This is a genomic window from Winogradskyella ludwigii (assembly GCF_013403985.1).
GTDB lineage: Bacteria > Bacteroidota > Bacteroidia > Flavobacteriales > Flavobacteriaceae > Winogradskyella > Winogradskyella ludwigii.
The window spans coordinates 151,401-167,110 of record NZ_JABFDF010000005.1; the positions used below are offsets into that span (position 1 = coordinate 151,401).

Genomic DNA, 15,710 nt, shown 5'->3' on the forward strand with positions numbered 1-15,710 from the left:
ATGAAAAAAACATTAGCCATATTAATAGGTTTTCTTATTTTTCAAACCGGTTTTTCGCAAGAACAACCTTCTAGTCTATCGCTACAAGAAGCTATTGACTATGCTTTGGAAAACAATAGATCTTCCATAAACGCCGCACGAGATATCGATGCAGCCAAAAAACAAAAGTGGGAAACCACAGCTTCTGGTTTACCTCAAATAAGTGCGAGTATAGATTATCAGAATTACTTAAAACAACAAGTATCTGTTATTCCTGCTGAATTTCTTGGTGGAGAAGTAGGCGATTTAGCAGAGGTTGTTTTTAGCACCAAGCAAAGTACAACTGCATTTGCTACAGTGTCTCAAAAAATATTTGACGGCTCTTACATTGTTGCTTTACAATCTGCCAAAGTGTATTTAGAAATTTCTAAAAATGCTAAAGTAAAAACAGATTTAGAAGTTAGAAAATCGGTTATTGAGGCCTATGGAAATGTCCTTTTAGCTGAGGAAAGCATTACTATCTTAGAACGAAATATAGAAGTTCTTGAAAAAAACCTTTATGAAACCAATAAAATTTTTGAAAATGGTTTAGAGGAAGAAGAAAGTGTAGAGCAACTTAAAATTACGTTATCAGGTGTTAAGAGTAGTTTAAACAACACCAATAGATTAAAGAAATTGGCTTATCAAATGCTTAATTTCACTTTAGGATTAGACGTTTACGACGCCTTAGTTTTAACTGATAATTTAGATACGTTAACTGAAAACAATATAACTCTCAATGTTTTAGATATTGAAGAAAACCCAGAAAGTACTATTGATTATCTTATTGCACAAAACGATGCAGAAGCTAAAGCCTTATTATTAAAATTAGAAAAAAGTAAAGCACTACCAACATTAAATGCTTTTTTAAATGGTGGCTATTCTGGTTATGGTAATGAATTTAATTTCGCAAAAAAGAGTCAAGATTGGTTTGGTTCTTCTCTACTTGGTGTAAGCTTAGATATTCCAATATTTAGTTCAGGCATGCGAGGCGCTGCAACACAACGTGCTAAAATTAATTTAGAGAAAGCAAAAACGGAACTTACAGAAACAGAACAACGTGTAAAGCTACAAATTGCATCTGCTAAAAGTGATTACCAATTTGCTATAGAAGATTACGATAATAAAAAGGAAAATTTAGCATTAGCAGAACGTATAGAAACTAAAAACCAAACTAAATTTTTTGAAGGTATTGGTTCTAGTTTTGAGTTAAGACAAGCACAAACTCAATTATATGCTGCACAACAAGAATTACTACAAGCAATGTTAGATGTTGTTAACTCTAAAGCTGCTTTAGAAACCGTTTTAAACACACCAATCAATAATTAAAAAATCACTAACAAAATGAAACACTTATATTTAATCTTAATCGTTGCCTTGGTTGCAGTCTCTTGTGGAAGTGACAAGAAGAACTCAGTCGAAAACGTCATAGAAAAAGAGAACCTAGAAGCTATTAGAGCAAAACGAAGTGATCTTGTTGGTGAGCAACAAGCCATTAACGAGAAGATAAAACTTCTAGATGAAAAAATTAAAACTCTAGATACAGTTAAACATGTACCCTTGATTACAACATTTAAAGCTAAAGCTGAAGTTTTTGTTCACGTTTTAGAACTTCAAGGTAATGTAACTACAAAAAACCTTTTAACTATTACACCAGAGTTCAACGGAATTTTAACACGTGTTTTTGTAAAGGAAGGTCAGAAAGTAAATAAAGGACAGGTTTTAGCAAAAATCGATGATGGAGGCTTAAGTCAGCAATTAGCACAATTAAAAATTCAATCTGAATTAGCAAAAACAACCTACGAACGTCAAAAACGTCTTTGGGAACAAAATATTGGTAGTGAAATTCAATTTTTACAATCAAAATCTGCTTACGAGTCTCAACAAGAATCCGTAAACCAACTCTATCAAGAAATTTCTAAAACCACAGTATCAGCACCTTTTTCTGGTACTATAGATGATATTATTACAGAGCAAGGTAGTGTTGTTGGTGCAGGACAAACACCTTTGATGAGAATTGTTAATTTAGAAAACATGTACATAGAAACTGAAGTCCCAGAACGTTATGTGTCTGATGTGGTTAAAGGCAAAAGTGTTTCTGTAAACATTCCTGTTCTCGGAAAAGTAATTGAAACTGAAATTAGACAAGCAGGAGACTTTATTAATCCTGCCAACCGAACGTTTAAGGTTGAAGTTGAAATCCCAAATAAAGACAAGGCCATAAAACCTAATTTATCTGCACGTTTAAAAATTAATGATTACACTAATGAGAACGCCATATTAATTTCTCAAAGCGTGGTTTCAGAAAATGCAGAAGGAGACCAATACGTTTATGTCGTTACAGATAAAAATTCTGAAGGTATTGGAACTGCAAAACGTGTTATTATAGAAACTGGAAAAACCCAAGGTGACATTATTGAAGTATTAAAAGGTTTAGAATCTGGATCTGAAATTATTAAAGAAGGTGCTAGAAGTGTTAGAAATGGACAATCTGTTCAAGTTCTTGACATAGAAGAGAGTAATTAGAATAATTGTCTTTTTTCAATATACACAACCAATAACACTAAAGACTCAAAAACATACTAATGACTAATAACAAAAAAAATACTGAAAAAGAATTTGCATGGTCATCGTGGGCAATTAACAATAAAACCACAATGTACGTGCTTATTGCACTCTTTTTCTATTTAGGAATTTCAGCTTTTTTCGATATGCCAAGAGAAGCATTTCCTGAGGTTAACGAAACCAAAATTTACATCAGTACCATCTACCCAGGAAATACCGCTGAGGATATTGAAAAACTGATCACAGATCCAATAGAAGATAAGCTAAAAACGGTAAGTAATCTTGTAGAAATTACATCGACTTCGCAAGAAAACTATTCTATGGTTATCATAGAATTTGATGAAAACATTACTGTAGAGCAAGCTAAACAAAAGGTTAAAGACGAAATAGATTCTGAAACCGCTAGTGAAGATTGGCCAACTTTTAATGGTGCAAAAGTAGAACCTGATGTTTTTGAATTAAGCCTTTCGGAAGAAATGCCCATGCTAAACATTAATATTTCTGGTGATTATCCTATTGAAAAATTAAAGGATTTTGCTGAATATCTTCAAGATGATATAGAAGATTTACAAGAAATTAAAAAAGCAGATATTCGAGGTGCCCAAGAGAAAGAAGTAGAAGTTGCTGTTGATATTTATAAAATGATGGCAGCCAAAGTAACGTTTAATGATATTCTTGGTGCTATTGGAAACGGAAACATAACACAATCTGCCGGAAACTTAAAAGCAAGTGGACAAAGACGTACCATCAGAATTATTGGAGAAATAGAAACACCTTCTGAACTTGAAAACTTTGTTGTAAAAGCAGATAATGGTTTTCCTATCTATCTAAAAGACGTCGCAACAGTTTCTTTTAAAGAAGAAGACAACACAACATTTGCCAGAAAATCTGGAGAACCTGTAGTCATGCTAGACGTTAAAAAACGTGCTGGTAAAAACATGGTGGCTGCTGCAGAGCAAATTCAAGTTATTGTACAAAATGCTATTGATAATGAATTTCCACAAGATTTAGAGGTGACTATTACCAACGATCAATCTTCTGTAACAATTGGTCAGGTTGATGATTTGGTTAACAATATCATCTTCGGTGTTATTTTAGTAGTTACCGTTTTAATGTTCTTTTTAGGATTTAAAAATGCCTTATTTGTTGGTTTCGCCATCCCAATGTCCATGTTTATGTCACTAATGATTTTAAACATGATTGGTTATAGTTTAAACACTATGGTACTTTTTGGTCTTATTATGGGACTTGGAATGTTAGTAGATAACGGAATTGTAGTAGTAGAAAACGTGTATCGTCTAATGGAAGACGAAGGCATGGGCCGTATTGAAGCGGCTAAAAAAGGTATTGGTGAAATTGCATTTCCTATTATAATTTCAACAGCAACAACCGTTGCAGCTTTTGTTCCATTAGGACTTTGGCCAGGAATTATGGGAGAATTCATGAAGATTTTACCTATAACCTTATCCATTGTTTTAGGCTCATCTTTAGCTGTAGCTATCTTTTTTAACTCGGTATTAGTATCGCGTTATATGACCACAGAAGATAAAGATATGCCTATAAAGCAAATTATTAAAACCACTATTGTAGTTGCTACTTTTGGTATATTAATATTAATTTTTGGTGGTGCATATCGTGGCTTAGGTACCATTATGATTTTTACTGCGATTATGCTTTGGGCTTACCGATTTTTTATCAGAAAATGGGCTAACCTATTTCAAAATAAAGCATTAGTAAGACTTGAAAATTGGTACGAGCGTCGTTTACGAAGTGCATTATCTAAAAAGCAACCTTATATTTTAAGTATTGGTACGTTTATACTCTTAATAGCTGCGTTTATTGCCTTTGGGGTTTCATTAGCTACACAGCGAACTAAAGTCGAATTTTTTCCAGACAATAAACCAAATCAGATTATTGTCTATATAGAATATCCTCAAGGTACAGCGATTGAAAAAACCAATGCCATTACAGCGCAAATTGAAAAACGAGTTTCTGATGTTATTAATGCAGATCGGTTTATGGAAAACGGCAGAAACTTTTTGGTAGAAAGTGCTGTTTCTCAAGTTGGCGAAGGTGCCGGAAACCCGCAAACAGATATGGGTTCTGGTGCAGAAATGCCTCATAAAGCTAAGATCACAGCATCCATGCGAGAATACAAATTCCGTCGTGGAGAAGATAGTGAGTTATTACGTCAAAAAGTACAAGAGGCTTTAGTTGGAATTTATCCAGGGGTTTTAATTTCTGTTGAAAAAGATGTTAATGGACCACCTGCAGGTTCTCCTATTAATATTGAAATTATTGGTAACGATTATGACGAATTAATTGCTACTGCAGAGCAAATGCGTGCTTTTGTTAATTCTAAAAATATTGCAGGAATTGATGAGCTTAAAATCGATGTCAATAAAGACAAACCTTCAATGCTCGTCGAAATTGATCGTGAAAAATCGGGAGAATTAGGTGTATCTGCAAAGCAAATTGGCGATCAATTACGTAATTCAATATTTGGTTCTAAAGCAGGAATTTACAAAGAAGATGGTGACGATTATGATATCTATGTGCGTTTTAATGAAGCAACACGTTACGATAAAAGTGCCCTTTTTAATCAAAATATAACCTTTAGAGACAATACTGGTCAGATTAAGGAAATTCCATTATCTGCCGTTGCCAAGCAAAAAAACAACTCTGGCTTTAGTGCTATAAAACACAAAGCGACTAAACGTGTAGTAACCGTTTATTCTGCTTTAGCTCCAGGTTATACAGATGCTCAAGCCATTGTAACTCAGGTTCAGAATGAAATGAAAAGTTATGAAGGTTTATCTGAAGATATTCATATCGATTACACAGGCCAAATAGAAGAACAGAACAAACAAATGGCGTTTTTAGTTGGCGCATTTTTTACGGGTCTTGGGTTAATCTTTTTCATCTTAATATTTCAATTTAACTCTATCTCTAAACCTACCATTATTATGATAGCTATATTCCTGAGTTTCATTGGCGTCTTTGGAGGTATTGTACTTTCAGGTAGTGCTTTTGTTATTATGATGACTATGGTTGGTATCATTTCATTAGCCGGAATTGTAGTAAATAATGGTGTGGTACTCTTAGATTATGCACAACTTCTAATAGACCGAAAGAAAAATAAACTCGACTTAGATGATGATCAATACCTAACAAACGAAGATCTTTTTGAAAGTATTGTAAATGCTGGAAAAGCACGTTTAAGACCTGTTTTATTAACAGCAATTACTACCATTTTAGGGTTAATTCCTTTAGCCATTGGACTAAACATTAATTTCTTTACGCTGTTTGCAGATTTTGATCCTAACATATATATGGGAGGAGACAACGTGATATTTTGGGGACCTTTAGCGTGGACTGTAATTTACGGTTTGTTAGTGGCTACGTTCTTAACTTTAATTGTTGTTCCTATTTTATTTTACTTAAGTGTTAGACTAAAAATGTGGATGAATAAATCTAAAGTAGCGTCATCTAGCGAAGTTATGGCTCAAGAAACATTTAATATGGATAAACGAATAGATGAGAATACTATTTAGAGTATAACACCAATAAATTAAACAAAAGAAAGCCTTAACAATTGTTGAGGCTTTTTATTTAATTATCCTTTAAGTTGATTAAATTTGCAACCGCATTCATCAACGCTTAAGCAACGATGAATAAAATTAAAATTTCAATATGTACAGAAGTCACAATTGTGGTGAATTAAGAGCATCACACAGCAATACAGAAGTTACACTTTCCGGTTGGGTTCAAGGAATTAGAGATAAAGGATTTATGATTTACCTAGATCTCAGAGATCGTTATGGTATTACGCAACTTTATTTTGATGAAGAACGCACTTCAAAAGACTTAATGGAAAAAGCATCTAAGTTGGGGCGTGAATTTGTGATTCAAGTTAAAGGAACGGTAATTGAACGTGCTTCAAAAAACCCTAATATTCCAACAGGAGAAATTGAAATTGTAGTTTCAGAATTAAACATTTTAAATGCATCTTTAGTACCACCTTTTACTATTGAAGATAAAACAGATGGTGGAGATGATTTACGTATGAAATATCGTTACTTAGATATTCGTCGTAATCCTGTAAAAGAAAGTTTAATTTTTAGAGCTAAAGTATCTCAAGAAGTTAGAAATTACCTTTCAGGAGATGGCTTTATTGAAGTTGAAACGCCTTATTTAATAAAATCTACACCAGAAGGAGCTCGTGATTTTGTGGTACCTTCTCGTATGAATGAAGGACAATTTTATGCACTTCCTCAATCGCCTCAAACTTTTAAGCAATTGCTTATGGTTGGTGGTATGGATAAATACTTTCAGATTGTAAAGTGTTTTAGAGATGAAGATTTACGTGCAGACAGACAACCAGAATTCACACAAATAGATTGTGAAATGGCGTTTGTAGAACAAGAAGATATTCTTAATGTTTTTGAAGGCTTAACACGTCACTTACTTAAAGAAGTGAATGGTGTTGAAATTGAAAAATTCCCAAGAATGCTTTATGACGATGCGATGCGTTTATATGGAAATGACAAACCAGATATTAGATTTGGAATGGAGTTTGGAGAACTTAACGAAGTTACACAACATAAAGAATTTGGTGTTTTTAATAATGCCGAATTAGTAGTTGGTATTGCTGTTCCTGGTGGAAATAGTTATACAAGAAAAGAAATCGATAAATTAATTGATTGGGTAAAGCGCCCTCAAGTTGGTGCTTTAGGCATGATATATTCACGTTGTAACGACGATGGGACTTATAAATCATCTGTAGATAAATTCTACGACCAACAAGATTTAGCTAAATGGGCTGAAATTACTGGCGCAAAAGCAGGAGATTTAGTTTGTGTTTTATCTGGAGATACAAATAAAGTAAGAGCACAATTAAGTGCTTTACGTATGGAATTAGCAACACGTTTAGGTTTGAGAGACCCTAAAGTATTTGCACCACTTTGGGTTATTGATTTCCCATTATTAGAATTAGATGAAGAGACTGGTCATTACCATGCCATGCACCACCCATTTACATCTCCAAAACCTGGACAAATAGAATTATTAGACACCAATCCTGGAGACGTAAAAGCTAACGCTTACGATTTAGTATTGAATGGTAACGAAATTGGCGGTGGTTCTATTAGAATTCACGATAAAGCAACACAAGCTATTATGTTGAAGCATTTAGGATTCTCTGATGAAGACGCTAAAGCACAATTTGGATTCCTAATGGATGCTTTTGAATATGGAGCTCCACCACATGGAGGTTTAGCTTTTGGTTTAGACCGATTGGTTGCCATTTTAGGAGGCCAAGAAACAATACGAGATTTCATTGCGTTCCCTAAAAATAATTCAGGCCGAGATGTAATGATTGATGCACCTGCACCAATTGATGATGAACAACTAAAAGAATTGAGTTTAAAACTCAACTTAAAATCATAACACATAAAAGCCCTGCATAAAGCAGGGTTTTTTAGTTATTACAGTTATGCCTAAAAAAACCATTTTAAAACAAATACTTATTTGGAGAGCAAAATACATTTCCAAAAAGCAATTTATAATGATACTCAGTATCATTATTGGTTTCACTGCAGGAATGGGTGCCGTTGTTTTAAAGAATTTAACACACCTTATCCAATATTTACTAGACACAAAACTGGTAAAATATTACCATCACGCGTTTTATTTTTTGTTTCCCATTTTAGGTTTAACGTTAGTTTATTTTAGTGTAAAATATATTATAAGGCACAAAGTAAGTCATGGAATTCCATCGACACTATATGCCATTTCTAAACGTAAAGGTATTATGAAACCTTTTCAGATGTTTGGATCAATTTTAACAGCTCCCTTAACGGTAGGTTTTGGTGGATCTGTAGGTTTAGAAGGTCCAACAGTTGCCACAGGCGCTGCATTAGGTTCTAACATTGCAAGAATGTTTCACATGAACCAAACCATAAGAACTTTACTTGTTGGCTGCGCTGCAGCTGGAGCTATGAGTTCTATTTTTAAAGCTCCTATTGCTGCAATTGTTTTTGCCATTGAAGTATTCAGTTTAGATTTAACCATTGCTTCAATGTTACCTTTATTACTAGCATCGCTTTCTGCTATTTTAACATCACAATTCTTCTTTGGAGACGAATTATTATTACCATTTAGAATAGAGGACAAATTCTATCTTGCAGATGCACCTTTCTACATTCTGTTAGGTATCATTGCAGCTTTTGTTTCTCTTTATTTCACTGAAGTTTACGACCGTATTCAAAAGTTATTTGATACGCTAAACTCACCTATAAAAAAATTATTAGTTGGAGGTATTGGCATCGGTTTACTTGTCTATTTAATTCCGCCATTATATGGTGAAGGCTTCGCTGTAATTAACAATTTAATTGTTGGACATCCCGAAAAAGCCTTAGAAAGTAACATCTTTAATCTAGATTTAGCAAACGTCTGGCATGTAATTTTACTTCTTTTAGCCCTCATGTTTTTTAAAATTGTTGCTAGCGCATTAACCTTTGGTGCAGGTGGTGTTGGTGGTATTTTTGCTCCTACCCTATTTATGGGTAGTATTATGGGCTTTTGTATGTCTAAGGTTATTAATCATAGTGGTTTATTTAGCACACATCTATCCGAAAGTAATTTTACACTAGTTGGTATGGCAGGACTTTTGGCTGGTGTTTTACATGCACCACTCACCGCTATTTTCTTAATCGCAGAACTTACTGGAGGATACGATCTTTTTGTACCGCTTATGCTCACCTCTACCATTTCATTTAGTATTACAAAATATTTTAAACCACATTCGGTATATAATATGGAACTAGGCAGAAAAGGAGAATTAATAACTCACGATAAAGATCATGCTGTTTTAACATTAATGGATATAGATAAAGTTATTGAAACTAATTTTACGGTTTTAAATCCCGAAATGACTTTAGAGGACATTATTCAAAAGGCTGTTAAAAAATCGAAACGAAACATTTATCCTGTAGTAGATAAAGACAGTCATGAATTAGAAGGAATTATTTTGTTAGATGATTTAAGATCTATTATGTTCGATCAATCTTTATATACTAAATTATTGGCTTCAGATTTAATGCAAAAACCACTTAAAATCATTAATCTAGATACCGATAAAATGACGGATATTATGAAAAAATTCCAAGATAGTAGCGCATGGAATTTACCTGTAAAAAAAGACGGAAAGTATTATGGTTTCATTACCAAATCTAAACTACTAACATCTTATAGACGTCAATTAATTAATTTACAAGGCGAATCCTAAGCCATATATTAAGCTATTAACTCTTCATCTTTAAAAAATAATACTTCACACAAAAAAGAAGAGTACTCTTCTCTCTTGATAAAATTAAAATTTGTTTAAATATTTTATACAATACCAAAAAAAATATTAAAATTCGTATGTTGATGTAAAGGGTAAAATCATTATATTAATCTAAATAAATAAGTTTTAGTAATTTAAACCATGCCTTCTATCACTAAAAAACTATTAAGAAAATTCTTAATTTGGAAATACAAACATATTTCTGAGCGTCAGTTTGTATTTATTCTTAGCATTTTGGTCGGCTTTTTAGCAGGTATAGGAACCGTTGTGCTTAAAAACTTAACGCACTACATACGCTTGCTTTTTGAATTGGAAACCTTTAGAAATCATCATCATGCGCTCTATTTTATTTTCCCAATTATAGGACTCATATTAGTTTACATCATTAAACAAACGTGGTTAAAAAAGCATATTGGTCATGGTATTTCTTCTACGTTACATGCCATTTCAAAATTAAACGGTATAATTCCAAGATATAACATCTATGCCGCATTAATTACAGCTCCTTTAACGGCTGGTTTTGGTGGCTCAGTTGGACTGCAAGGACCAGCAGTAAGCGTAGGTGCAGCTTTAGGTTCTAATACCGCTCGTTTTTTTAGAATGAACCAAAAAACACGAATGTTATTAATTGGTTGTGCGGCAACTGGAGCCATGGCATCTATGTTTAAAGCTCCTATTGCTGCCATAATTTTCGCCGTAGAAATATTTAGTTTAGATATTGCTTTCACATCATTAATACCTCTATTATTAGCCTCTGTTTCTGCCGTTGTAACATCTTATTTTTTCCTTGGGACTGATATCTTGCTTCGGTTTGAGTTAACTGATAAATTTCAAATTAATGATATTGGTTTCTATATTATACTAGCACTTATTACAGCGCTGGCTTCAGTCTATTTCTCTAAAGTCTTTTTTGCGATTACTAACTTTTTTAAACAATTTGAAAGTCGTGCAAAACGGCTATTAATTGGTGGATTAGCTATAGGATCTATCCTTTACATGATTCCTGCACTTTATGGTGAAGGTTATGGCATCATGAATAATTTATTGAAAGGCGACCATGTTGCAGCAATTGGTAAAACACCTTTTAATTTCGATTTATCAAACATTTGGATTGTAATTGGTCTACTTATAGGAATTGCCATTTTTAAAGCTATTGCAATGACCACTACATTTGGAGCAGGTGGTGTTGGAGGTGTTTTTATTCCTACCTTAGTTATGGGAAGTGCTTTAGGTAATGCTTTTGCCAAAGTAATAAATAATATGGGTCTAGATTTTCATGTATCAGAATCCAACTTCACACTGATTGGAATGACAGGCTTAATGGCTGGCGTTTTACATGCGCCTTTAACAGCTATCTTTTTAATCGCGGAAATTACTGGTGGATATGAACTTTTTGTACCTCTTATGATTGTGTCTGCAATATCCTTTTCAATTACTAAATACTACACGTCTCATTCAATCTACACCTTAAAACTTGCTGAACGCGGTGAATTAATGACACATGATAAAGACAAAAATGTGCTCATGGTATTAAACATTGATAAAATAATTGAAACTAATTTTATCATTCTAAAGCCTGAAATGAAACTTCGTGAAATTTTAAATTTTGCAGTCGCTAAGTCGTCTCGAAATCATTTTCCTGTTGTTGATGATGAAAATAGATTTATAGGTGTTATTCGGTTAGATGATATAAGACATATTATGTTTGATGCCGATCTTTATGACCAAGTTGATGCTGCAAGTTTAATGCATAGTGCTGCAGATGTTATAACCTACGAAAAAGATTCGATGAATATTATAATGGAGAAATTTAAAATAAGTGGTGTTTGGAATTTACCAGTTATTAAAAATGGTAAATATCATGGATATGTTTCAAAATCAAAATTACTAACAGCATATAGACAGCAATTGATTAATTTTACGTAATAATTACAACACAGAAGTTAAACCAGATGAAATTAATAAAAATTATAACATTTATTGCCTTTTTAGCATCACTAACAAGTGTTATATGCGGATTAACTTTAGGTCTAGATTACGCTCAAAAACTTATAGGATTTGGCGTTTTAGGACTCTTTTTTGTAGTTTTTCCTTTGTTTTCTTATTACAGATGGAAAGATAAAGACGTTAATGACTATATGTTAACTAAAGAGAATCTTGACAAGATGCGAGAAACCCAAAGAGATACTAAGGGTTAAGATTTTTATTAGTCTTGAAAGACAATTGGCAAATTGGATTTTAGAATTTTCGCAATATAATACGGTTGTGTCATAGCACTTGTAGCATTTCCTTTTGGTGCGCTATAGTTCACAGTAACTAAAGTGTTTTTTGAAGTAGAGGATATATCAATATCTATGCTGTGACCTCCGCTTCCTTTTACTCCATTAAAAACAGCGATAATAGTATACTTAGAGAAATTAATTTCAGTTTCAGAAAAATGATCAGAAACATTATTTACGGTATTCATCTGCGCTATTAAATCCTTCCAATCATTTTGATTATCAATAACTCTATTTTGCTTCGTTATTCCCTCTTCTCCTGAACCATAAAGATTCCCTTTAGCTATTAAAACAGATTCTGCATTTACCATTTCTGCATTATTTTGATCCATTTTATTGCTTTTACAATTCACTACAAATAATAAGGTTAGACTAATTATTATATATTTTTTCATGTCATCTTATTTAATTCAAGTTACGTTTTTCAATAAAGAAACGTTTCATTAATGCTGAAGCTTCTTCCGCTAAAACGCCACTGACGACTTCCGTTTTAGGATGCAATGTGGTTCCCATAGACTTAAAACCTCTTTGTGTATCTGAAGCACCATAAACTATTTTAGAAATCTGACTCCAATACAACGCTCCTGCACACATCTGGCAAGGTTCCAAAGTAACGTATAGCGTACATTTATTTAAATATTTTCCGCCTAAAAAATTTGCCGCAGATGTTATAGCTTGCATTTCTGCATGTGCTGTAACATCATTTAATAATTCTGTAAGATTGTGTGTTCTTGCAATAATTCTATCTTCTACTACAACTATTGCACCAACTGGAATTTCCCCTTTTTCAAAAGCCGCTTCCGCTTCTTGAAGTGCACGTTTCATAAAATATGTATGGTCGAATGGATTTATCATATACGGACAAAAGATATTAATTCTTAATGATTTTTTCGTTATAATTAAAATTATTCCCTTTAATATTCAAAATATATAATCCTGTCTGTAATTGGCTTGTATTTAAAATAACTAAATTAAATAATTCTTGTTGTATTTCTAATACTACTCTACCATTAATATCAATTAAGGTAATTGTTACATTACCTAAATTATTACGCGTTAAAATTGATAATTCTGTTTCTGTAGGATTTGGATATATAGTTATCTCCTTAGAAAATTCATCTACACTTAGACTAGAACAATTTGCTAAAGAGGGATCGGTATTAAATGGCATTGTAAAATCTTCTATTTGGTCTGAGCGTGAGTCTGAACTTCCTTGTTGTGCATTAAAACCTAACCCTCTAGCTGCAAAAACCTCCCAAATCATACATTGATCTACACCTCCCGTTGTCGCTATATCAGCAGCAAGAATAGCATCTCTACCATCAACAAAACCTGGACTACATGGCTGTAACTTAAGACCATCTACCACTAATTTCATAACTTTATTATTACCTCCATTACCATTATATAAATCAGGGTCAAATCCATATCTATCTATATAGGCCCAAGTCAAATCCCATAACATAGTAGCCCATACAAAACCAATTCCATGAGGTTGAGAAAGTGTATTTGAAGCATTATAAGTAAATCCATTTATGGCAAAATCTGTACTATAAGGTGCAGGACGTATACCATTACCAGTAGTAGATTGACTTACCGCAAAAGTACCTATAGGTCTTGGATTCTCAGAAATATCAGTAGCTGTCATAGTTATCATAAGTCCAAACCAGTCAGACCAACCTTCTCCCATTTGCTCATTATTTTGTAAACAACTCGCTGCAAAAGGCCCTCCTGTTAATCGATTAGAAATCCCATGACCATACTCATGAGCAATAATTACATTATCAAAATCACCATCAATAAAATCTGTCAAATCTGGCCCAAGTAAACTCGCTGTAATACTCTCTCCATTAATTAATGCTGTAACAATAGCTTCACCTGCACTTTGAGTAATCATTATTGAGGGTATAGACACTAAATCACCATCTGCACCAGACCCCATTGAAATTGGATCTCCGGCTACATTATTTACAACAATTGCTCCAATTGCACCTGCGTTTTCTACAGCCAATAGTTTAGCTCCAAATTCACATGAACCGCGTCGTAAAACGGCTATGTTCCCATTAAGTTCTGCTGAATTAATTAGTAATTCGCAAGCATCGTAGATGTCCGCACCAAAATCTGTAGCTAACACTAAGTTAGATGTTACTGGTATTGAAGTTAATATTGCACCAAAAGAAGCTCCTAAACCTTCATAAGTACCGACTAAACTTCCATTTTGCACTACAACTCTGTCGTTAGAGTTAGCTCCGGGAGGTGACCATAAAAACATCTGCATTCTTGGATTAGAACCATCTGGCGGTGTGCCAAAATTTGCATTATTAAAACCACTACCATCCTGAGCATCTGCAAAAACAAAATCACCTCCAAACCCTTGATTAGTATAATTAGTGGCTTGAAAATTTCCTGAACTCTCATCGAAGCCATGCTCAAACCAAATATCGTGCATCATATTATTGATATAAAACAAATTTGTTATAGCAGCTTGTTGATAATCTAAGGGTGATATATTGAAATCTAAAGAAAAATCAAAAGTTAAGTTTGCACTTCCATCTGGTGAAAAACCAGTATTAGAATTATTACCTTGAGCGTCATCTTTTGCCCAAACATTGTTTCCTCTTGTAATTGTATAATCTGCACCTAAAACTCCATTATCATCGTGCCATCCAAAAGGAGAAGCATTAGAACTTTCAGGGTCTACTATTATTTGTCTCGAACCATGGTTTGGACTTTCAATAGGAAGTGGAAAAACATTATAACTAGAACCATCTACTAAAATGGAGCTGGGATCTCTCATTAAGCCATTAAAATCCAATTGATTTAAGTGCTCAGTATGTTCATGGTTTTTTTCAAAACTACAGGTTAAAATAAGATCATTAAACTCTATAATTTCATTAGTTACGGCATTAACCCTTACATTCCACCAGTGCTTACTATCTTTTGTATAAATAATAAAATCCCATGCTAGTTTTAAATTTTCTTCACTTTTTACATAAACTAATTCAACGACTATATTCTGAGTTGAAATCCCTGAATCAGTAAAAACATAACGGTTTTCATCATATTCTAATTGCTGTATATTTTGAGTACTTCCTAATTCAAAATGAGTAGCCACTTTCTGAATTGCTGAAATAGGAGAGAATACAGGTTCTGTAGCATTAACTTTATCTGAAATACTACTTAAGAATCTATTTGCATAATAAAAGACTTGATCATCTTTTATAGCAACACTAGAAATTATATTAAAAATTTTAATTCCTTGAAACGTTTGATTAAGATATACTTGAGTGATATCAGTACTTTCAGAATAATAAGTGTTTGTTATTACTAATTGCTCTAAATCTCTATCTTTAAAATTGAAATCAGACTTTTTACCTTCTAAATAATTAATTATTAGCGTTCCGTATTCTGTAGATTGCAAATTATTTTGACCAGTTACAGATGATATTGGTAGTACCAAAAGAAGTAGCAAGGTTAAGTAAGCATAGTTTTTTATCATC

General features: G+C 33.2%; 10 protein-coding genes. 7 read left to right on the forward strand and 3 right to left on the reverse strand.

Annotation, left to right across the window (positions count from 1 at the left end; all coding sequences use genetic code 11):
• The 7 genes from HM981_RS13105 (at position 1) to HM981_RS13135 (ending at position 12,129) form a co-directional block, all read left to right on the forward strand.
• Complete coding sequence (locus HM981_RS13105) at positions 1-1,347, forward strand: TolC family protein (RefSeq protein ID WP_179339259.1); 1,347 nt, start codon at positions 1-3, stop codon at positions 1,345-1,347.
• A gap of 15 nt (positions 1,348-1,362) precedes the next feature.
• Positions 1,363-2,544 carry an efflux RND transporter periplasmic adaptor subunit gene (locus HM981_RS13110; protein WP_179339260.1) on the forward strand — a complete coding sequence of 394 codons (1,182 nt, stop codon included), beginning with the start codon at positions 1,363-1,365 and terminating at the stop codon, positions 2,542-2,544.
• Between the two features lie 59 nt (positions 2,545-2,603).
• Positions 2,604-6,137, forward strand: a complete 3,534-nt coding sequence (locus HM981_RS13115; protein WP_179339261.1) for an efflux RND transporter permease subunit — start codon at positions 2,604-2,606, stop codon at positions 6,135-6,137.
• 139 nt (positions 6,138-6,276) lie between these two features.
• The gene (gene aspS, locus HM981_RS13120) at positions 6,277-8,031 is read left to right on the forward strand and encodes an aspartate--tRNA ligase (protein WP_179339262.1); all 1,755 of its coding nucleotides are present in this window, start codon (positions 6,277-6,279) and stop codon (positions 8,029-8,031) included.
• 46 nt (positions 8,032-8,077) lie between these two features.
• Positions 8,078-9,871, forward strand: coding sequence for a chloride channel protein (locus HM981_RS13125; RefSeq protein ID WP_179339263.1), 1,794 nt, complete (start codon positions 8,078-8,080; stop codon positions 9,869-9,871).
• A gap of 201 nt (positions 9,872-10,072) precedes the next feature.
• Positions 10,073-11,857, forward strand: coding sequence for a chloride channel protein (locus HM981_RS13130; RefSeq protein WP_179339264.1), 1,785 nt, complete (start codon positions 10,073-10,075; stop codon positions 11,855-11,857).
• A 26-nt stretch (positions 11,858-11,883) separates the two neighbouring features.
• Positions 11,884-12,129 carry a hypothetical protein gene (locus tag HM981_RS13135; protein ID WP_179339265.1) on the forward strand — a complete coding sequence of 82 codons (246 nt, stop codon included), beginning with the start codon at positions 11,884-11,886 and terminating at the stop codon, positions 12,127-12,129.
• A gap of 8 nt (positions 12,130-12,137) precedes the next feature.
• Here HM981_RS13135 and HM981_RS13140 read toward each other — a convergent pair whose 3' ends face one another.
• Genes HM981_RS13140 through HM981_RS13150 form a run of 3 tightly spaced genes read right to left on the reverse strand, consistent with a single transcriptional unit; the run spans position 12,138 to position 15,709 of the window.
• The gene (locus HM981_RS13140; protein WP_179339266.1) at positions 12,138-12,605 is read right to left on the reverse strand and encodes a protease complex subunit PrcB family protein; all 468 of its coding nucleotides are present in this window, start codon (positions 12,603-12,605) and stop codon (positions 12,138-12,140) included.
• 10 nt (positions 12,606-12,615) lie between these two features.
• On the reverse strand, positions 12,616-13,065 hold the full coding sequence (locus tag HM981_RS13145) for a nucleoside deaminase (protein ID WP_179339267.1): 450 nt from the start codon (positions 13,063-13,065) through the stop codon (positions 12,616-12,618).
• A gap of 16 nt (positions 13,066-13,081) precedes the next feature.
• On the reverse strand, positions 13,082-15,709 hold the full coding sequence (locus HM981_RS13150) for a T9SS-dependent M36 family metallopeptidase (protein ID WP_179339268.1): 2,628 nt from the start codon (positions 15,707-15,709) through the stop codon (positions 13,082-13,084).
• Between the last annotated feature and the right edge of the window lies 1 nt (position 15,710).

Bases quoted from the DNA above. Each gene is read 5' to 3' on its own strand.
- HM981_RS13145 (WP_179339267.1), bottom strand. From the start codon at position 13,065: ATGATAAATCCATTCGACCATACATATTTTATGAAACGTGCACTTCAA.
- HM981_RS13130 (WP_179339264.1), top strand. From the start codon at position 10,073: ATGCCTTCTATCACTAAAAAACTATTAAGAAAATTCTTAATTTGGAAA.
- HM981_RS13140 (WP_179339266.1), bottom strand. From the start codon at position 12,605: ATGAAAAAATATATAATAATTAGTCTAACCTTATTATTTGTAGTGAAT.
- aspS (WP_179339262.1), top strand. From the start codon at position 6,277: ATGTACAGAAGTCACAATTGTGGTGAATTAAGAGCATCACACAGCAAT.
- HM981_RS13125 (WP_179339263.1), top strand. From the start codon at position 8,078: ATGCCTAAAAAAACCATTTTAAAACAAATACTTATTTGGAGAGCAAAA.
- HM981_RS13105 (WP_179339259.1), top strand. From the start codon at position 1: ATGAAAAAAACATTAGCCATATTAATAGGTTTTCTTATTTTTCAAACC.
- HM981_RS13110 (WP_179339260.1), top strand. From the start codon at position 1,363: ATGAAACACTTATATTTAATCTTAATCGTTGCCTTGGTTGCAGTCTCT.
- HM981_RS13115 (WP_179339261.1), top strand. From the start codon at position 2,604: ATGACTAATAACAAAAAAAATACTGAAAAAGAATTTGCATGGTCATCG.
- HM981_RS13135 (WP_179339265.1), top strand. From the start codon at position 11,884: ATGAAATTAATAAAAATTATAACATTTATTGCCTTTTTAGCATCACTA.
- HM981_RS13150 (WP_179339268.1), bottom strand. From the start codon at position 15,709: ATGATAAAAAACTATGCTTACTTAACCTTGCTACTTCTTTTGGTACTA.